The sequence below is a fragment of the Pseudomonas sp. IT-P100 genome (assembly GCF_949767185.1).
GTDB lineage: Bacteria > Pseudomonadota > Gammaproteobacteria > Pseudomonadales > Pseudomonadaceae > Aquipseudomonas > Aquipseudomonas fluorescens_B.
In genome coordinates, this window is sequence record NZ_CATKQK010000010.1 from 44923 (window position 1) to 62939 (window position 18017).

General features: G+C 59.8%; 16 protein-coding genes and 1 pseudogene. 7 read left to right on the forward strand and 10 right to left on the reverse strand.

From position 1 onward, the window contains the following. Nucleotides 1-5: 5 nt before the first annotated feature. Nucleotides 6-224, forward strand: a pseudogene (locus tag ACM6IQ_RS07730) (LysR family transcriptional regulator); the annotation flags it as partial. Nucleotides 225-264: 40 nt separating this feature from the next. Here ACM6IQ_RS07730 and ACM6IQ_RS07735 read toward each other — a convergent pair. From ACM6IQ_RS07735 to ACM6IQ_RS07760, 6 genes are all read right to left on the reverse strand, one after another. Next, on the reverse strand, nucleotides 265-567 hold the full coding sequence (locus ACM6IQ_RS07735; RefSeq protein ID WP_017339504.1) for a hypothetical protein: 303 nt from the start codon (nucleotides 565-567) through the stop codon (nucleotides 265-267). Nucleotides 568-689: 122 nt separating this feature from the next. After that, nucleotides 690-1019 (reverse strand): hypothetical protein, encoded by a 330-nt coding sequence (locus tag ACM6IQ_RS07740; protein ID WP_031319009.1) that lies wholly within the window; start codon nucleotides 1017-1019, stop codon nucleotides 690-692. Nucleotides 1020-1240: 221 nt separating this feature from the next. Beyond that, the gene (locus ACM6IQ_RS07745) at nucleotides 1241-1393 is read right to left on the reverse strand and encodes a hypothetical protein (RefSeq protein ID WP_007946257.1); all 153 of its coding nucleotides are present in this window, start codon (nucleotides 1391-1393) and stop codon (nucleotides 1241-1243) included. Nucleotides 1394-1538: 145 nt separating this feature from the next. After that, nucleotides 1539-2042 carry a GNAT family N-acetyltransferase gene (locus ACM6IQ_RS07750; RefSeq protein ID WP_017339502.1) on the reverse strand — a complete coding sequence of 168 codons (504 nt, stop codon included), beginning with the start codon at nucleotides 2040-2042 and terminating at the stop codon, nucleotides 1539-1541. 53 nt (nucleotides 2043-2095) lie between these two features. After that, nucleotides 2096-4045, reverse strand: coding sequence for a DNA topoisomerase III (locus tag ACM6IQ_RS07755; RefSeq protein WP_414878435.1), 1950 nt, complete (start codon nucleotides 4043-4045; stop codon nucleotides 2096-2098). A gap of 131 nt (nucleotides 4046-4176) precedes the next feature. Continuing rightward, nucleotides 4177-5073, reverse strand: a complete 897-nt coding sequence (locus tag ACM6IQ_RS07760) for an AraC family transcriptional regulator N-terminal domain-containing protein (RefSeq protein ID WP_414878480.1) — start codon at nucleotides 5071-5073, stop codon at nucleotides 4177-4179. A gap of 229 nt (nucleotides 5074-5302) precedes the next feature. Here ACM6IQ_RS07760 and ACM6IQ_RS07765 point away from each other — a divergent pair, with 229 nt between their 5' ends. From ACM6IQ_RS07765 to ACM6IQ_RS07785, 5 genes are all read left to right on the forward strand, one after another. Beyond that, a complete protein-coding gene (locus ACM6IQ_RS07765; protein WP_414878436.1) occupies nucleotides 5303-6136 on the forward strand; it encodes an oxidoreductase in 834 nt (277 codons plus the stop codon). A gap of 166 nt (nucleotides 6137-6302) precedes the next feature. Beyond that, nucleotides 6303-6671 carry a DUF427 domain-containing protein gene (locus ACM6IQ_RS07770; protein WP_414878437.1) on the forward strand — a complete coding sequence of 123 codons (369 nt, stop codon included), beginning with the start codon at nucleotides 6303-6305 and terminating at the stop codon, nucleotides 6669-6671. Nucleotides 6672-6820: 149 nt separating this feature from the next. Beyond that, entirely contained in the window at nucleotides 6821-7342 is a 522-nt protein-coding gene (locus ACM6IQ_RS07775; protein WP_414878438.1) for a sigma-70 family RNA polymerase sigma factor, read from the forward strand. After that, complete coding sequence (locus ACM6IQ_RS07780) at nucleotides 7339-8283, forward strand: FecR domain-containing protein (RefSeq protein ID WP_414878439.1); 945 nt, start codon at nucleotides 7339-7341, stop codon at nucleotides 8281-8283. The genes ACM6IQ_RS07775 and ACM6IQ_RS07780 overlap by 4 nt, the downstream gene beginning before the upstream one ends. A 98-nt stretch (nucleotides 8284-8381) precedes the next feature. Beyond that, nucleotides 8382-10850, forward strand: a complete 2469-nt coding sequence (locus ACM6IQ_RS07785; protein ID WP_017339495.1) for a TonB-dependent siderophore receptor — start codon at nucleotides 8382-8384, stop codon at nucleotides 10848-10850. 58 nt (nucleotides 10851-10908) lie between these two features. On the opposite strand, the gene lldD is transcribed toward ACM6IQ_RS07785, so the two are convergent. The 3 genes from lldD to ACM6IQ_RS07800 form a co-directional block, all read right to left on the reverse strand. Continuing rightward, entirely contained in the window at nucleotides 10909-12051 is a 1143-nt protein-coding gene (gene lldD / locus ACM6IQ_RS07790; RefSeq protein WP_414878440.1) for an FMN-dependent L-lactate dehydrogenase LldD, read from the reverse strand. A 252-nt stretch (nucleotides 12052-12303) separates the two neighbouring features. Next, nucleotides 12304-13926, reverse strand: a complete 1623-nt coding sequence (locus ACM6IQ_RS07795) for an MFS transporter (protein ID WP_414878441.1) — start codon at nucleotides 13924-13926, stop codon at nucleotides 12304-12306. A gap of 228 nt (nucleotides 13927-14154) precedes the next feature. Next, nucleotides 14155-15801, reverse strand: a complete 1647-nt coding sequence (locus ACM6IQ_RS07800; RefSeq protein ID WP_414878442.1) for a GMC family oxidoreductase — start codon at nucleotides 15799-15801, stop codon at nucleotides 14155-14157. A 121-nt stretch (nucleotides 15802-15922) separates the two neighbouring features. Here ACM6IQ_RS07800 and ACM6IQ_RS07805 point away from each other — a divergent pair, with 121 nt between their 5' ends. Continuing rightward, a complete protein-coding gene (locus ACM6IQ_RS07805; RefSeq protein WP_414878443.1) occupies nucleotides 15923-16819 on the forward strand; it encodes a LysR family transcriptional regulator in 897 nt (298 codons plus the stop codon). A 10-nt stretch (nucleotides 16820-16829) separates the two neighbouring features. Here ACM6IQ_RS07805 and ACM6IQ_RS07810 read toward each other — a convergent pair whose 3' ends face one another. Then, nucleotides 16830-17930 carry a DNA alkylation repair protein gene (locus ACM6IQ_RS07810; protein ID WP_414878444.1) on the reverse strand — a complete coding sequence of 367 codons (1101 nt, stop codon included), beginning with the start codon at nucleotides 17928-17930 and terminating at the stop codon, nucleotides 16830-16832. Nucleotides 17931-18017 lie beyond the last annotated feature (87 nt).

Below are 18017 nucleotides of genomic sequence, written 5' to 3' on the forward strand. Positions count from 1 at the left end.
CCTGCGGCGGTTTCACCCGTGCTGCCGCGGCACTGCACGTGTCACAGCCAACCTTGTCGCAACAGATTCGCCGACTGGAGGAAACACTGGGGGGTAGCCTGTTCGATCGCACCTCGCGCACGGTCAGGCCGACTGACGCGGGCGAGGCCTGCATCGGGTGTGCGAGGTGGGGGCTGGTGGCGTTGGAGGCGGGCAAACGGACGCTGCATAACGTGAAGGAATTGCCGTTATGGAGTTGGTTCTGGGAAAGCCGAGTCGTCGACGTCAGTCATCGACTGACTGGCACACTCCATTGGGCGCCTTGCCGGTGGAAGACACGACCACCGAATCGTCATCGGCCAGGACGATGGACAGTGTGATGCCGGAGCTCTTGGCTTCGAAGCGGCGATCATTGATGGCTTTGGTTTCGGCTTCCTTGCCGTTGATCATCACCGGCCCGTCCTGATCCGCCTGGACGAGGATCTTGCCAGGGCACTCCACTGCGAATGACGGGACTCCGTTGACGCTGTTTGCCTGAACAGCGCTCGTCATCAGCAGCAACAGCAGGAATTTCAGGTTGTTTTTCATCGCAAGTCTCCAGGGACCAACAGCGGATACCTTTAACGATAGCTTTGTTTGGCACAGTGGAGACAAACAAAAAGCCCCGCTCGATCATCATTCGAGCGGGGCCTTTTTATTGCGTTGAATTATCAGTAGAACCGGTCAATCACCCGAACTTCATTCTGGTTCTGCATCGAGGCCCAGGCCTGTTTCAGCGTTTGCAGAACATTACCGATGAAGTCTTTGTCGGCTGCGGCTTTTTTGCCGACATAGCCCTGACCGCGACGGTACATCTTCAATCGGGCCAGCAGATTCTGGTTGTTCTGGTCGAACTCGGCTTCATGGGCATGCGGCGACAGGCAGTCGATATGCACCTGGCCCGATTTGCTGATCCACAGGATATGGCTGTCATGGCTGTCTTTTTGCGCAGCGAACATACGAGCCAGTTCATCGATGGTGGGTTGATTGTTCAGATTCATATAAAGCCCCTTGACCATTTGGTGATCTTTCAAAGTTGATTCGCTAATACAGGTAGCCCATCGGTTAGTTGATCCCTGGCACCGAAACCAGGACGTCAGCGGTCGGCCGCCGAAATGACGGGGTCCCGCGTCTGTTGCATGTAGTCGTGTTGAATAACTGCTACGCAATAGCGTCACAACGAAGAGAAGCAGCGATAACCTTCGGGCCACTACCGACGTTTTCAGGGTCGGCCACAAGCTTCATGAGGATTGATCGCCAGCGCTTCTCGTCCTTGTACTGGACGTTCGGGCCAGGTCAGCTTCTTCAATCTGCCTTGTGGGCAGCGTGTATCCGGGAAAAACAGCTCGGCGGTCAGACGAGCTTGCTCAAACATGTTGCCGTACTCCCGATCGGGGAGATGTCTGCATCATGCAAGGGCAAATCGGAGGCGTCAACGGTTTTGTAGTGATTATTTTCAAGCACTACATATTGTCGGACAAAGCTGTTTGGAATGAGAAAGCGGAACTGGAGAACGTCACTCAGGACGATAGCGGTGAGCTTTGGAAGCGATAAAAGGTGCAGGGGAAATCGTCTACCGGCTGCTGATGCCGTGTGTACGTGCCGCCGGTGAGATCGTCAATCACACTCGCCCAGAACAAACGCGCGGGCTGATTGGCGTCGATGTGGAAAATCTGCCATTGACCGGGGAGCTGGCTCAAGAGGGTGGATGCGACAAACGTCGCGACACCTTGGCCACGAAAGCGGCGGCTGACGAACAGGTAGCCGATGTTGTGCTCGGCGCCGGGAAGATGGGTGCGGTCATCCACGGTCACGAAACCGGCCAGTTCCCCATCGACCTTGATCAAAAAGGGGCGGGTGGCAGGGTTTCGCCAGTAATCCTGTTGGTCCTGGAGGTTGAAGAAACCATTCGCGCCGAGTTTCAGCGGCAGCCATTCACTGAAGTCGTGCAGGTAGAACTGCATCAGGTTTTCAATGGTTTCCAGTTCATCGCGCTGTGCGGCGTGCAGTTCAATCGAGGGCATGCGGGCTCGCTCCTGATGTCAGCGGATCTGATGAACAGTAGACCATTGCCCGATCACGCCTTGCTCGCCGGTTTTGCTGCGCGCGTGCCAGCAGTCGCGGGTTTGCGCTTGGCCGGTTTGCGTTTGTTTTTCCATGGCGCGCCACCGCGCCCGGCCGGGCTTGCCGGGCCGCTGATGGTCAGGCTGAGGCCGGCGCAGCGGGCCACCTGCTTGCTCATCCACGCGGCTTGTTTGGTGACGAACTCTTCCAGGCTCATTTCGCCGCTTTGCACCATGTCCAGCGCCTGTTCCCAGATCGCCGTGGTGCCCGGATCGGCAATGGCACGTGGCACCGCGTCGATCAGGCTGAAGGCGGCCGGCGTCGCGGCCAGTGCCTTCCCGTTCTTGATCAGGTAACCGCGGTCGAGCAGGCCCTGGATGATCGAGGCGCGGGTGGCTTCGGTGCCGATGCCGGTGGTGTCCTTGAGTTTCTGCTTGAGCAGTGGGTCTTCCACCAGTTTGGCGACGTTCTTCATCGCTTTGATCAAGTCACCTTCGGTGAAGGGTTTGGGCGGCTGGGTCCAGAGGTCCTTGAGCTTCACCTCGGCCACCGTGCACTCACGTCCTTCGGCCAATGTCGGCAAGGTTTGTGGCGCTGGCGCTTCGCGGCCCTTGGCCGGGGCGAGGGCCTCGGGCAGGGCGCGTTTCCAGCCAGGCTCGATGATCTGCTTGCCGACGGCGCGCAAGGCTTGACCGGCGCAGTCGAAGTCGGCCTGGGTCCGGTCGTATTCATGACTGGGCAGAAACTGCGCCAGATAACGTGCACGGATCAGGGTATAGACCGCACGCTGCTTGCCCGCCAGCCGATCAAGGTTTTTTGCCGCGGCAGTGGGGATGATGCCGTGGTGAGCGCTGACTTTCGCATCGTCCCACGCCCGTGAGCGGCGCTGGGGTTCCAGGTAGTCCTGCAAGGCGTTGAGGGCCGGATCAGCCTGCCTCAACGCTGCCAGAATACCTGGCGCTTCGCTGTGTTGACTGACAGGCAGGTAGCCGCAATCACTGCGCGGATAGGTAATGACCTTGTGGGTTTCGTAAAGCGCCTGGGCGATGTCGAGCGTTTCCTGGGCGCCGAGGCCAAGCTTCTTCGAGCAGACTTCCTGCAAGGTGCCCAGATCGAACGGCAGCGGCGCCACTTCTCGCATCCGCTCGGTACGCAGCTTGATCACCCGGGCACTCGCCGCATTGCCAATCGCCGCCGCCGCTTGTTGCGCGAGCGCCTGGTCGAGGCAGCGATCCTGATCGTCGCAAGCGTCGGAGGCCGCGCGCCACTGTGCGGTGAACGCGGTGCCATCGTGCAGCAGCTGCACGTCGATGGCCCAATAAGCCACGGGGACGAAATCGGCAATGCTGCGGTCGCGATCCACGACCAGCCGCAGGGTCGGCGTTTGCACCCGACCGACCGGCAACACGCCCTGGTAGCCGGACTGGCGCCCCAGCAGCGTGAACAACCGGCTCATGTTCATCCCGATCAGCCAGTCGGCCCGTGAACGGCCCAATGCCGAATGATAGAGACTGAACGTCTCCGCTCCCGGTTTCAGTGCAGCCAACGCCTTGCGGATCGACGCATCGTCCAGCGCCGACAGCCACAATCGCTGGATCGGCCCGCGATAACGGCAATGCTCCACCAGTTCCCGGGCGATCATTTCGCCCTCACGGTCGGCATCGGTGGCGATCACCAGCTCATCAGCCTCGCCAAGCAAGCGTTTGACGGCCTTGTATTGACTGGCGGTGCGCGGTTTGACGGTCATTTTCCATTTGTCCGGAATGATCGGCAGATCCGCCAACACCCAGCGCTTGTAACGTGCGTCGTAGGCATCCGGCGGCGCGGTTTCCAGCAGATGGCCGATGCACCAGGTTACCGTGACGTCCGTTCCCAGCCAGCAGCCGTCGCCGCGACGCCGAGCGCCGAGCACGGCCGCAATGTCTTTGGCCTGGGAAGGTTTTTCACAGAGGTACAACCGCATAACCACCATCGTTCATCAGCTGCCGGAAGGTGCACAGAATGGCGGCTGATGAGCGATGGAGCAATCTTTATCTGTATGGATGTACAGCTTGTGCATGTCCAGACATTGCAACGATCTGCAGATCGAGGCGCTCAATGGGAGGACACAAACTGCGCGTTCTCCAGAGGCGGCAGGGCGAACGAGCCTTTCATTCGCGTCACCTCATCGGTGGGCGTACGACCGAACAGCCTTTTGAATTCGCGACTGAACTGCGAACCGCTTTCATAGCCGACTTGCGAAGCGGCCGACGCGACGCTGCAGCCGTTGCGCGCCATCAACAGGCGGGCCTGATGCAGGCGCGTGGTCTTCAGGTACCGCATCGGCGAAGTGTGGGTGATCGCTTTGAAATGCGCGTGGAAGGTCGGCACGCTCATGTTGGCCTCCCTGGCCAGGTCTTCCACCTCCAACCGTTCGCCGAGGCTGGCGTGGATTTTTCGCAGGGCCAGGGATATACGGCCAAATCGGCCTTTGGCGCTGAGGGCGGCGCGCATCGAACCGCCCTGAGCGCCGGTAAGAATCCGGTAATAAACCTCCCGCACCAGCGCCGGTCCGAGCAGGCGACTGTCCAGCGGCGAGTCAAGCGCCTCCAGCAGCCTCAGGACCGATTGGCTCAGGCGCGGTTCCATGGGCGAGGCGAACATGCCTTGGGGCGCGGCCGACGGTTGGTCGTCGAGTTGCAACATCAGTTCGGCGACGAGGTTGAAGTCCAGATGCAGATAGATCGCCAGCAGCGGTTCGTCCTCGCTGGCGTCGGTTTCCATGGTGAAGGGCACCGGCACGGTCACCGCCAGATAATGCCGGGCATCGTAGAGGTAGGTCGTTTCCCCCCAATAGCCGCGTTTGCGCCCCTGGCAGACGATGACGATGCCCGGATCGTAAAGCACCGGGGTGCGATGCAGCGGACAATTTGAGCGCAGCAAACGCACATCCGCCAGCGCGGTGAGGTTGTAGCCTTCGTCCGGAGCGAGTCGGCTGAGCAGGTCGATCATCCGTTGCTGGCAATCGTTTTGATCTACGGCTGATGGGCTCACGGTTCGGTCCTGCTGCGTGTTCATTGGGCTTGAATGTGGCCCTGCCGTCTGTGTAAAGCAATCAATCCATAGGATTAGGCAAATAACTCACAGCAATGAGCGTTCAGTCAGCGCGTGCGCACTTCTAACATGGTGTCGAGCCTGACTGTCGCGCTGTGCGGCAGCACTACCTGGGTGGAATGTGAACATGAGTACAAAAAAGACCCTCTTCATCACCGGCGTCAGCAGCGGTTTCGGCAAGGCGTTGGCCAACGAGGCACTTGCGGCGGGGCATCGGGTGATCGGCACTGTGCGCAGCGAATCGGCGCGGGTTGAGTTCGAGGCGCATGCCTCGAAACAGGCTTTCGGTCGATGCCTGGATGTCACTGACTTCGCGCGGATCGACGCGGTGGTGGCCGAGGTCGAAGCCAGCCTCGGCCCGGTGCATGTATTGGTCAATAACGCTGGCTATGGTCACGAAGGTATTTTCGAAGAGTCGGCCCTTGAAGAAATGCGCCAGCAGTTTGAGGTGAATGTGTTCGGCGCGGTGGCGGTGACCAAGGCTTTCGTGCCCTTTTTTCGCCAGCGCCGGGCAGGGCACATCATCAACATCACGTCCATGGGCGGTTTCATCACGATGCCTGGCATTGCCTATTACTGCGGGAGCAAATTTGCACTGGAGGGGATTTCCGACACCTTGAGCAAGGAACTCAAGCCATTCGGCATCGCAGTCACGGCCGTTGCACCGGGATCGTTTCGCACTGATTGGGCCGGGCGTTCAATGCGCCGATCCGAACGCAGCATTGCCGAATACGATGCCACTTTCGACCCGATCCGTAGCGCGCGGCAGAACAAGAGCGGCAAACAGTTGGGCGATCCGGTGAAAGCCGCCCGAGCCATGCTGACGTTGATTGACAGTGAGGCGCCACCTGCGCACCTGTTGCTCGGTAGCGATGCGCTGCAGCTGGTGCGCGAGCGGCTGGAGGCGATGACGCGTGAAATCGAGGCGTGGGAAGCGGTGAGCCGGTCCACGGACGGATAAAGCACTTGATCCCGTTCGGCTGCGAAGCCGTCGTGATGGCAAAATCTGGGTTATACCTGAAGCTGTGTTCTCACGTTTTAGGGCCGCTGCGCGCCCCATCGCGGGCAAGTCGGACCGCCGCTCGCACGCTCCTACAGGTTTATCATCATCCCGAGGAACGCAATTCATGAAAAGCTCCGGTCCCAGTCCTGTCATCACCATTGCCGAGCAACCAGGCACCCTGCTGGTGAAGTTTCACGATATTCAGGTGGCCGCGTCCACCCGCGCGCTGGTGCTGCTGGAGGCCAATTACCCTCCGGTGTATTACGTCCCGCGGGAGGACATCGACGAGCAATATTTTGCCCGCACCGATCACACCAGCTATTGCCCTTACAAGGGCGACGCGAGCTATTTCAGCCTGCAGATTACGGGGCATGAGGGGGCCAATGCGGCATGGAGTTATGAAAACCCCAAAGTGTCGGTAGAACAAATCAAGAATCATGTGGCCTTCTATCCCGATCAAGTGAAGTTCGAGATTCTCGAAAACATTGAATGAGGGGCGCTTCAGCGAAGATAGAGCTTCTACGGCTGACAACCCCGTCACACCTACGGGTGAGGCGGGGTTTGGCCAATACAGCTATTGCCAATCACCTCCTGTACCGATGACAATGCGATTCATTATCAGTCGCGAATTATTCCATTGTCATGTCCGCCAACGATTTGTCCCTGCGCAGCGCCGTCAATGATCTGTATTGCGACCACCACAGTTGGCTTAATGGCTGGCTGCGCAAGCGCTTGGGGAACGCCTTCGATGCGGCGGATCTGGCGCAGGACACCTTCGTCCGGGTGATCAAGGCGCGCAACGCGCTGGATATACGCGAGCCGCGGCCGTATCTGTCGATGATCGCCAAGGGCTTGTTGATTGACCTGTTCCGCCGGCGTTCGCTGGAACAGTCGTATCTGGAAGCCTTGGCGGCCATGCCCGAAGGGCAACAACCTTCGCTGGAAGAGCAGGCGATCCTGCTGCAAGCCCTGATGGAAATCGATCGTTTGCTGCAAGGGTTGGGGCCGAAGGTCAAACAGGCGTTCATTCTGTCTCAGTTCGAAGGCCTGACCTACCCGCAGATTGCCCAGCGCCTGGGCGTCAGCGTGCGCACCATCAACAATCACATGGCCAAGGCCATGGAGCATTGCTGTCTGATGCAAATCCAGTTGCAGCTGGCATGAGCCTTTCACCCGCCGAATTGAAGGCGATCAGTGTCGCGGCTCAGTGGTATGCACGCCTACAGTCAGGTGTCGCGACCGACACCGATCGCGCGGCATGGAACGAATGGCTGCTCGCCGACCCTGTGCACACTCAAGCCTGGCAGCGCATGGCCGCCGTCGGCGAGCAAATGAGTCGCGTGCCTGGCGCTTTGGCCTCACCGGCCTTGCGCGGCGCTGACAGCTCGCGTCGGCAGGTGTTGCGTAGTGTCGTGGTACTGGCCTCGGCCGGTTCGCTGGGTTGGTTGGGATGGCGCAGTGAAACAAGCCAGAACCTGTTCGCCGATTTCCGCACTGCCGTGGGTGAGCGCCGGGAGTTCCGTCTGGCGGATGGCAGTTCATTGCTGCTGAATACCGACACGTCGGTCAACCTGCGTTTCGATGGGCACCAACGGGTGCTGGAACTGTTGTGGGGCGAGATGCTTGTCACGACCGCTGTCGATCCTTCGCAGCGACCGTTCAAGGTGGTCACTCGCCATGGCGAGGTGCTGGCGCTGGGGACACGGTTTATCGTCCGGTCCGGGCATCAGGGCGGCGAGGTGGCCGTGCTTGAGAAGGCGGTGGAGGTGACTTCATCTGGCGTTGGCCCGAAGGTGCGCCTCGAGGCTGGCCAGTCCCTGAGTTTCAATCCTGCTTCACTGGGGACGGTACGGCGAAATGATGCTTCGACGGGCGCCTGGCAGCAGGGCAGCATCATCGCCATCAATCGTCCGTTGGCCGAGTTGCTGGCCGACCTGTCGCGCTATCGCACTGGCGTGCTGCGCTGTGATCCGCGCATTGCCCATCTGAAGGTGTCCGGGGCGTTCCCCATCGATAACACGGACCTGGCGCTGGCTGCGCTGGAAAGCGGTTTTTCCCTGCGTATCAGCCGATTCAGTCGCTATTGGGTCAATGTTTCCGGCTGAGGCGACAAAAAATAATTTCAGTCTTTTGCACTTTTCATTCACATCGTTCGGCTCATCCCTCAGTGAGTTTTATTGATGATCTTTGGGGGAGGGTAAGCATGTCTCGGGTCTACACGTCAGGTCGTCTGGCGATTGCAGTGAACGTCGGATTGATCGCGGCAACGTCGATGTGCGTATGGCCGGTCGCGGCGATGGCGGCGCAACAGCAAACTTCGGTTCAATCCTTCGACATTGCTGGCGGCAGTCTGACCGAAGTCCTCAGTCATTTCGCCAGTGCGGCGGGCGCCGCCATTTCCTTTGATGCGCGACAAACCGAAGGGCTGAAGTCCCCCGGACTCAAGGGGGCGTTCGGTGTGAGTGAAGGATTCGCGCGAATTCTGGGCGGCAGCGGTCTGCAAGCCGAACCCCAGGCCAACGGCACTTACGTGCTGCGGCCAGTACCGGCCACCGGCTCGGCACTGGAACTGGGGGCGACCAACATCAACGGGCAGATGCTGGGCGCGACCACCGAGTACAGCGGCTCGTACACCACGGGCGCGGTGACCATCGGCAAGGGCGAGCACTCGCTCAAGGAAACGCCGCAATCGGTCACGGTGATGACCCGCAAGATGCTTGACGACCAGAACCTCAACACCATCGAACAGGTCATGGAAAAGACGCCGGGCATTACTGTCTACGACTCGACCATGGGCGGCAAATATTTCTATTCGCGCGGCTTCCGTATGTCGGGCCAGTACCAGTACGACGGCGTGCCGCTGGATATGGGCAACCTTTATGTTCAGGCCGACAGTTTCAGTGGTGACATGGCGTATTACGACCGGGTCGAAATCCTTCGTGGTGCCGCGGGCATGATGAAGGGTTCGGGTGGTACGGCCGGTGGGGTGAATTTCGTGCGCAAGCGCGGCCAGACCGCGCCGCATACGGACATCACGCTGTCCGGTGGCAGTTGGGACAATTATCGCGGACAGGTCGACACCGGCGGACCGCTGAACGACTCCGGCACGGTGCGCGGCCGGGCGGTAGTCGCCGAGCAGAGCCGGCATTACTTTGTGGACGACGCCAGTCGCAAGGATCAGGTGTATTACGGTGCCCTCGATTTTGATGTGAGCCCCGACACGACACTCGGGCTGGGCGTTGCCTATGAAGACGTCGACGCCAATCCCTGCTGGGGCGGTCTGCCGCGTTACCGGGATCGCAGTGACCTGAAACTCAGCCGCTCCAGCTGCCTCGACCCTTCCTGGAACACCTGGCGCAGCCAGCGCACCACCGTCTTCAGCGATCTGAAACATCAAATCAACGAAGACTGGTCCTTGAAGGTCGCAAGCGTTTACACCAAAAACACCCAGGACATCAAATACGCGTTTGCCTCAGGCGCGGTGACTCCCGGCACCAACACCACGGGTATGCTCGGCAGTATGTATGACTACGACCAGGTCGATTACGGCCTGGATGCTTACGTGGACGGCAAGTTCGACGCGTTCGGCCAACAACACGAATTGGTGGCAGGTTTCAACGCCAGCCGTGCGAAAAAAGACGACTTCTACTCAGTGGCGTTTCTGCCGCAGCGGCAGAATGTGTTCAACCCCGACAAGCATGTTCCTGAACCGGACGACAGCTACTTCATCGACAACTCGTCTCGCGGCGGGCCGGTCAATTCCGTGACCAAACAGAAAGGCGTTTACTCGACGTTGCGCCTGAAACTGGCAGATCCGTTGACCCTCGTCGTCGGCGGTCGTGTGAGCTGGTACAACTCGGAAACCGACTACGACTTCATCAATACAGGCACCTCGGAACACGCCAGCACCACGGAGACAGGCCAGGTCACGCCATTTGCCGGCGTGCTGCTGGACCTGAACGAGCACCTGACGGCTTACGCCAGCTACTCGGATATCTTTACCCCTCAAGGCAACTTTCGTTCGGAAGACGGTTCGGCCCTCAAACCGCTGGTGGGGCAGAGTTATGAATTGGGGATCAAGGGCGCCTGGTTCGATGGTCGCCTGAACAGCTCGTTCAACCTTTTCCGCACCATCCAGAAGGACCAGGCGCAGACGGACTTCAACTCCTCTTGCCCGTCATCGGATGGCTACTGCTATGTCAACGCGGGAAAAGTGCGCGCCCAGGGTTTCGAGGCCGAGATCAGCGGTGAAGTGATCGAACGATTGCAATTGCTCGCGGGTTACACCTACACCCAGACCAAGACCCTCGACGACATCGACACCAGCCTGAACGGCGCCGCGTTCAACAGTTATGTGCCGAGACACGTGTTGCGCATGTGGGGTGATTACGCGCTGGGCGGTGCTCTCGAGCGGTTCACCCTGGGTGCCGGCGTCAACGCGCAAAGCGATAATTTCCGCGTCTCTCCGGCCACTGGCGACAAGATCACTCAGTCAGGTTATGCGATCTGGAACGGTCGGATCGGCTACCGTATCGACGACACCTGGTCGGTGGCGTTGAACGGCAACAACCTGTTCGACAAGCGTTATTACACCACCATCGGTACCGAGAGCTTCGGCAACTATTACGGCGACCCACGCAACTTCATGGTGTCGGTCAAAGCGAGTTTCTGACGCTCGCCTCCCTGGAAAAGCCGCGCCATTGCGCGGCTTTTTAATGATTGCGATCAGCTCACCGAACCGCCTGCACCAGCGTCGATTCATCAATCTGACCAATCGAAGTGACCCCGGTCAACGTCATCGCCACGCGCATCTCTTTGGCGAAAATGTCCAGCATGTTTTCCACCCCGCGTTGACCGTCGGCGGCCAGCGCGTACGCCATGGAACGCCCCAGCAACACGCCTTTCGCGCCCAGCGCCAGCATCCGCACGACATCGAGCCCCGAGCGGATTCCCGAGTCGACCAGCACCGTCAGGTCATTGCCCACCGCTTGCATGATCGGCGGTAATGCCTTGGTGGTGGAGAGCACGCCGTCCAGCTGCCGCCCGCCGTGGTTCGACACCACAATGCCGTCCGCGCCAAAGCTGACTGCGTCCCGGGCATCCTGAGGGTCGAGGATGCCTTTGATGATCATCGGGCCTTGCCAGAAATCCCGTATCCATTCCAGATCGCTCCAGCTGATCGACGGGTCGAAGTTGTTGGCCAGCCAGCCCATGTAGTCTTCGAGGGTGACGGCTTTGCCGAGGTACTTCGAGATGTTGCCCAAGTCATGCGGACGACCCATCAGGCCGACGTTGAAGGCCCAGTCGGGTTTGGTCATGGCTTGCAGGATTCTTCGCGAAGACGCAAAAGGCCCGGACATCCCCGAGTGTGCGTCCCGGTAGCGCGCGCCGGGCGTGGGCATATCGACGGTGAACACCAGGTTTTTCACCCCGGCGGCCTTGGCCCGCTCCAGGGCATTTTTCATGAAGCCTCTGTCTTTCAGTACATACAGCTGAAACCAGATGGATTGTTGGGTTTGGGCCGCCACTTCTTCGATCGAGCACACCGAGACCGTTGACAGGCACAGGGGGATGCCTTTGTTTTGTGCGGCCTTGACCGCTTGCACTTCGCCACGACGGGCGAACATGCCTGTCAGGCCGACCGGTGCGAGGATGATCGGCATCGCAAGGGGCTGGTCGAAGAGGGTGGTTTCAAGGCTAAGGGTTTCGACGTTTTTCAGGATGCGCTGACGCAGGCTGATGCCCGTCAGGTCGGCGCTGTTGGCCCTCAGTGTGTGCTCGGCATAAGCGCCGCCGTCGATGTAGTCGAACAGGAAGCGGGGAAGTTTGCGGCGGGCTGCCTCGCGGTAGTCGGATGCGGATGAAATGATCATGGTGCCTCGGTCGGGTGAGTGGCGGGGCGATGGGTGCTTCGGGTCAGAGTAGCGAAAACGGCTCGCGATTGCGGTAATTCTGTTCACTTGAGGAAGTGGATACCGATTTGAACTCGCGGATGTCAGCGGAACCCTGTGGGAGCTGGCTTACCAGCGATGGACGTCCAGACAGCGCGTTCATTCAGACAGCGCGTTATCGTTAACGACCATCGCTAGCAGGCTGGCCTACCAATCAATTCATCAAGTCAGGTGTCAGTTGGTATCCAGATCCACATTCTTGGTCTCACGCAAACAAATCATCCCCACCACCAGGCTCACCGCAGTAATCACTACCGGGTACCAAAGCCCGTAGAAAATGTCACCGGTATACACCACCAACGCGAACGACACCGTCGGCAGAAACCCGCCAAACCAGCCATTACCGATGTGATAAGGCAGGGACATCGAGGTGTAGCGGATGCGCGTCGGGAACAGTTCGACCATCAGCGCCGCCAGCGGGCCGTAGCACATGGCGGAGATGATGATCAGCACCACCATCAGCGCCACGATCATCGGCTTGTTGACCTGTTGCGTATCCGCTTGTGACGGATACCCCGCCAATGTCACCGCGCCACGCAGGGCCGCTTCGTCGTAGCCATCGATTTTTACCTCACCAACGCTGATCTGCACGTCGCTGCCGGCCGGGGCTGCTTCACTGGTGTAGGGCAAGCCCTGTTTCACCAGGAAGGTTTTGACCTTGTCGCAAGGGCTGTCAAATTTCGCCTTGCCCACCGGATCGAACTGGAAGGTGCACGTGGCCGGGTCGGCCAGTACGGTGATCGGCGCCTGGCGACTGGCTTGGTCGATGGCCGGGTTGGCGTAGTGAGCGATGGACTTGAAGATCGGGAAGTACAGCGCGGTGGCCAGCAACAGGCCGATCATCAACACCGGTTTGCGCCCGACCTTGTCCGACAGCCAGCCAAAGAAAATGAAGAACGGCGCGCCGATGATCACGCTGACGATCAACAGGCTGTTGGCCAGTGCCGGATCCATTTTCAGGAACTGGGTGAGGAAGAACAGCACATAAAACTGCGCCGCATAAAACGTCACTGCTTGCCCGGCGTTGATGCTGAACAGGGCGATCAGCACGACTTTGAGGTTTTCCCATTTACCGAAGGAATCACGCAGCGGCGACTTGCAGAGTTTGCCTTCCTCTTTCATTTTCACGAACGCAGGAGATTCGTGCAGGCTCAGGCGAATCCAGGTCGAGATGCCCAACAGCACGATCGAAAACAGAAACGGAATCCGCCAGCCCCAGACTTCGAACTGGTCACCGGTGAAATAACGGCAACCCAGCACCACGAGCAGCGACAGCAGCAAGCCGAGGGTTGCAGTGGACTGAATCCAGCTGGTGTGGAAGCCGCGTTTGCCGATGGGCGCGTGTTCCGCGACATAGGTCGCAGCGCCGCCGTATTCACCGCCAAGGGCCAGCCCCTGAAGCATACGCAACACCACCAGAATGATCGGCGCGGCGATGCCGATGCTGGCGTAGGTCGGCAGCAGCCCGACGCAGAACGTCGCCACACCCATGAGGATGATGGTCGCGAGGAAGGTGTATTTACGCCCGATCATGTCCCCCAACCGACCGAACACCAGCGCACCGAAGGGGCGCACGATGAAACCGGCGGCGAACGCCATCAGCGCAAAGATGAACGCGGTGGTGTCGTTGACCCCGGCGAAGAACTGTTTGCTGATGACCGCCGCGAGGGCACCGTAGAGGAAGAAGTCGTACCACTCGAACACCGTCCCGAGTGACGAAGCGAAAATGACTTTGCGGGTGTCGCGGCTCGTGTCGACGCTGCGTGTGATGTCCAGGGGCTGTACATGTTCTGACATATCGGTATCCCTCACAGTGATTGTTTTTGTTGTTCCACTGTCGGCGCCTGCCTTGTGGGCGGGTGCCGCTACTGTCAATTCGACGCTACCTGCATCGATCTTGCTGATTTACCCGATCCCTGTAGCAGCTGCCGCAGGCTGTGATCTTTTGACCTTGATGCTCTGGCGTACCAGGGGCGCCAAAAGTTCGCAGGCTTCGCCAGCGCCTACATTGACCGAGTTCGGCATTCAGACGTTCGTGACCAGTTCCCTTTCCTGGCTGTTGCTCCTTGTATTGGGGTTAAGAATGAGTTGCGCGGCTTTTTCGGCAATCATCAGCGTAGGCGAACAGGTGTTGCCCGAGGTGATGCGCGGCATGTTCGACGCATCGGCAATGCGCAGGCCGGGGATGCCATGGACTTTGAGCTGCGCATCGACCACCGCGTCGGCGTCGTCGCCCATGCGGCAGGTGCCGACCGGATGGAAAATCGTCGTGCCGATGCGGGCGGCGGCTTCGTGCAGTTCTTCTTCAGTCTGCAAGCGGTCACCGGGCAGGTATTCCACCGGCTTGAATGCTTGCAGGGCGGGGGCGGAAACGATGCGCCGGGTCAGGCGTATCGCGTCAGCCGCGACGCGCAAGTCTTCCGGGTGGCTCAAATAATTAGGTTGGATCAGCGGTGCTTCCTGGGGATTCGCCGAACGAATGTCGATTCGACCACGGCTCTGCGGGCGCAAATCGCAGACCGACGCGGTGAAGGCGGGGAAGGCGTGCAATGGCTCGCCGAAACGTTCCAGCGACAAGGGTTGCACGTGGTATTCGAGGTTCGCCGAGGTCTGTTCCGGCCCTGACCGGGCAAACGCACCGAGCTGACTTGGCGCCATGGACAGCGGCCCGCTGCGGTCATACAGGTAACGCAACCCCATGCCCATTTTGCCCCAGACGCTGCCGGCGATCTGGTTCAGGGTCCGGGCATTTTCCAGTTTATAGATCAGCCGCAGTTGCAGGTGATCCTGCAGATTGCCGCCCACGCCGGGCAGCTCATGCATCACGCCGATCCCCAGTTTTTCCAGGAGTGGGCGAGGGCCGATGCCGGAGCGTTGCAGGATGCTCGGTGAACCGACAGCGCCAGCGCAAAGGATGATTTCCTTGCGTGCCTTGAACGTTCTTACCTGGCCTTGCCAGCGCGTGCTGACCGCCGAGGCGCGGCCGTTTTCCAGGAGCACGCGGTCGACTTCGACGTCGGTCAGTACGGTGAGGTTGGGACGGAGACGGACCGGTTTGAGAAATGCCTTGGCCGCGTTCCAGCGAATGCCGGCTTTCTGATTGACCTGGAAGTAGCCGCAACCTTCGTTGTCGCCCTGGTTGAAGTCGTCGATGCTGGCGATGCCACTTTGTTCGGCTGCGCTGCGAAACGCATCGAGAATCGGCCATGACAGTCGCTGGCGCTCGATCCGCCATTCCCCGGCGGCACCGTGGAATTCAGAGTCGCCGGCAAAGTGATTTTCGCTTTTCTTGAACAGCGGCAGGACGTCGTTCCAGCTCCAGCCGGGATTGCCGTCGGCGGCCCAGCGGTCATAGTCGCCAGCCTGGCCACGCATGTAGATCATGCCGTTGATAGAGGAACAGCCGCCGAGCACCTTGCCACGGGGGTAACTCAGGGCGCGACCTTGCAGGCCGGGTTGCGCTTCGGTCTTGAAGCACCAGTCGGTGCGCGGGTTGCCGATGCAGAACAGGTAACCCACGGGGATGTGAATCCACGCGTAGTTATCGCGGCCGCCGGCTTCAAGCAGCAGCACGCGGTGTTGCGGATTGGCCGATAACCGATTGGCCAGCAAACAACCGGCCGGCCCGGCTCCGACTACGATGTAGTCGAATTCTTCAAGGGAAGTCTGCATCCCTGACCTCTTATTGTTGTTCTTGTTGTCGGTCATCCTAGTTGTTAGCTTTCGTCAAAAGAATGTTAGTTTTTGCGCAGCCGCTGTGCGTTTTCAAACAGCGCAGCCCTAAGGACGGTTCATGTTCGATTGGAATGACCTGCGGTTTTTTCTCGAATTGCAGCGCAGCGGGCGTTTGCTCACTGCCGCCCGCCGTTTGAACACTACCCACGCCACGGTGGCCCGGCACATCGAGGCCATCGAAAAGAGCCTTGGCTCGGCGCTGTTCGTCCAGCATGCCCAGGGCTACGAGATGACCCCGGCCGGCGAAGCGCTGCTCAAACACGCCGAGGCGATGGAAAACGTTGCGCTGCTGGCTCAGGAGGAGATCACCCAATCGACGGCGCCCTTGGGCAAGATTCGCGTCGGCGTGACGGAAGGGCTGGGCATCATGTTCCTCGCCAGTCGCATAAACGGGCTGTTCGAACGCTATCCGGGGCTCGAAGTGGAACTGGTGGCGGTGCCACGGTTTGTCAGCATTCTCAACCGCGAAGCCGAGATCAGCATCCACCTGGAACGCCCGTCCGCCGACATGCTGGTCACGCGCAAGCTCACCGACTATCGCCTGGCGCTGTACGCCAGCCAGGCGTATCTCGACAGCGCACCACCGCTGCGCAGCCGCGAAGACCTCGGTCGCCATGCGTGGATCGGTTATGTCGACGATTTGCTGTTCAGCCAGGAACTGATGTTCCTCAACAGCTTCTGCCGCAACCCGCAGGTGGTCTTCCACAGCACCAGCGTCATCGCCCAGCAACAGGCGGCGCGATCAGGCCTGGGGATCGCGGTGTTGCCGTGCTACATGGCCAGTGCCGATCCGCAGCTGGTGCCGTTGTTGCCGGATGAAAGCATCCAGCGCAGCTACTGGATCAGCACCCGCCGCGAGCTGCACAAATCCGTGCGGCTGCGGGTGTTGTGGGATTACGTGGTGGAGTTGTGTGAGCAGGAACAAACTTTACTGCTGGGCCAGAACCCTTTGTAGGCGCCGGGTTTCAGGGGAGGATTTCGAAGGCCGTGCTGGCCAGGCGCTCGCCGTTCACCATCACGTGTACTGCATGTTTGCCCGCGTAATGTTTGCGGGTGGTGAGTTCCTTGATGTGCTGACCACGGCTGAGCACGGCGGTGGTGTGGCCGGGCAATGTCAGCGCTTTGAGCTTGAACACCTTCGCTGAAGTGCTGCCATTGGCTTTGACGTAATCGATGGTGTAGTCGATCACCAGTCGCTGGCTGTTCTCGACTGTGGATTTAACGGTAAAGGACAAGGTGATTTTCTCCCCCAATGCAATCACCGCCGGTTCGACGTTCACGTCCATGATCTCGACCTCGGGTTTGCCACCCGCGCCAATGATCGCCAGTGCCCGCGAGTTACCTTGTTTGATCAGGCTGCGAAGGGCGTGCCTGGCAATCCACGCGGTGTGCCTGTTGTCCAGCGACCAGCCTTCGATCAGGTCCAGCACCCACTCGGGATGGTCCTTGGTGATGTCGTTCAAGTGGTTGGCCACCGACTTGCGCACATAAAGGCTGTCGTCGGCCTTGAGGTTGTCGAGGATGGCGGCGGCGAGGGTCGGGTCAGCCTGGATCCGTTCCAGTCGAAATGACCACGGCAGACGCGGGCGGCAGCCTTCGCTGGCCAGACGCCGGACGTGTTCGTTTTCGTCCAGCGACCACTCGTGCATCACCGCCAGCGCGCGCTCGAAGTCGCTGCGCAGGAAATAGCGGATCGCGAATTCAGCGGAGCCGAAGGTGGTGAAGTATTTGAGCGCGTCCATGGACTGCTCGAACGCGTGGCCGCCATAGGTCGCGACGTAATGGGGCAGCGAGATGCTGACGAAACCGCTGTTCAGGCGCGGGGCGAGGGCGCGCAGCACGTCCAGCGACGCTTCATAACTCAACGGCAGGACAGCGTGCAGGCACTCGCTGACCCGGGCCATGCGCTGCATGATCGACAACTCGGCGAGCCCGTCGTTGGCCATTTTCAGGAAGGCCCTGGCGTTGAACGCGGGGTAGACCGCCGTCATCTCCGTGGCGATGTGCTTGAGGCGCTCGGCGTTGAAGATTTCCTTGAGGGCGGGGGCGGGTGGGGCAGCGGCCATTGTGGATTCCTTGAAGTCGTTATTTATTCGGATATACCGCGTTATCGTTCTTCGCGAGCAAGCCCGCTCCCACAGTTGATCGAATGA

What these genes read in the sequence shown, in the direction of transcription:
- ACM6IQ_RS07765 (WP_414878436.1), top strand. Translation starts at nt 5,303, where the DNA reads ATGAGTACAAAAAAGACCCTCTTCATCACCGGCGTCAGCAGCGGTTTC.
- ACM6IQ_RS07775 (WP_414878438.1), top strand. Translation starts at nt 6,821, where the DNA reads ATGTCCGCCAACGATTTGTCCCTGCGCAGCGCCGTCAATGATCTGTAT.
- ACM6IQ_RS07750 (WP_017339502.1), bottom strand. Translation starts at nt 2,042, where the DNA reads ATGCCCTCGATTGAACTGCACGCCGCACAGCGCGATGAACTGGAAACC.
- ACM6IQ_RS07785 (WP_017339495.1), top strand. Translation starts at nt 8,382, where the DNA reads ATGTCTCGGGTCTACACGTCAGGTCGTCTGGCGATTGCAGTGAACGTC.
- ACM6IQ_RS07795 (WP_414878441.1), bottom strand. Translation starts at nt 13,926, where the DNA reads ATGTCAGAACATGTACAGCCCCTGGACATCACACGCAGCGTCGACACG.
- ACM6IQ_RS07805 (WP_414878443.1), top strand. Translation starts at nt 15,923, where the DNA reads ATGTTCGATTGGAATGACCTGCGGTTTTTTCTCGAATTGCAGCGCAGC.
- ACM6IQ_RS07755 (WP_414878435.1), bottom strand. Translation starts at nt 4,045, where the DNA reads ATGCGGTTGTACCTCTGTGAAAAACCTTCCCAGGCCAAAGACATTGCG.
- ACM6IQ_RS07810 (WP_414878444.1), bottom strand. Translation starts at nt 17,930, where the DNA reads ATGGCCGCTGCCCCACCCGCCCCCGCCCTCAAGGAAATCTTCAACGCC.
- ACM6IQ_RS07770 (WP_414878437.1), top strand. Translation starts at nt 6,303, where the DNA reads ATGAAAAGCTCCGGTCCCAGTCCTGTCATCACCATTGCCGAGCAACCA.
- ACM6IQ_RS07745 (WP_007946257.1), bottom strand. Translation starts at nt 1,393, where the DNA reads ATGTTTGAGCAAGCTCGTCTGACCGCCGAGCTGTTTTTCCCGGATACA.
- ACM6IQ_RS07740 (WP_031319009.1), bottom strand. Translation starts at nt 1,019, where the DNA reads ATGAATCTGAACAATCAACCCACCATCGATGAACTGGCTCGTATGTTC.
- ACM6IQ_RS07780 (WP_414878439.1), top strand. Translation starts at nt 7,339, where the DNA reads ATGAGCCTTTCACCCGCCGAATTGAAGGCGATCAGTGTCGCGGCTCAG.
- lldD (WP_414878440.1), bottom strand. Translation starts at nt 12,051, where the DNA reads ATGATCATTTCATCCGCATCCGACTACCGCGAGGCAGCCCGCCGCAAA.
- ACM6IQ_RS07760 (WP_414878480.1), bottom strand. Translation starts at nt 5,073, where the DNA reads ATGATCGACCTGCTCAGCCGACTCGCTCCGGACGAAGGCTACAACCTC.
- ACM6IQ_RS07735 (WP_017339504.1), bottom strand. Translation starts at nt 567, where the DNA reads ATGAAAAACAACCTGAAATTCCTGCTGTTGCTGCTGATGACGAGCGCT.
- ACM6IQ_RS07800 (WP_414878442.1), bottom strand. Translation starts at nt 15,801, where the DNA reads ATGCAGACTTCCCTTGAAGAATTCGACTACATCGTAGTCGGAGCCGGG.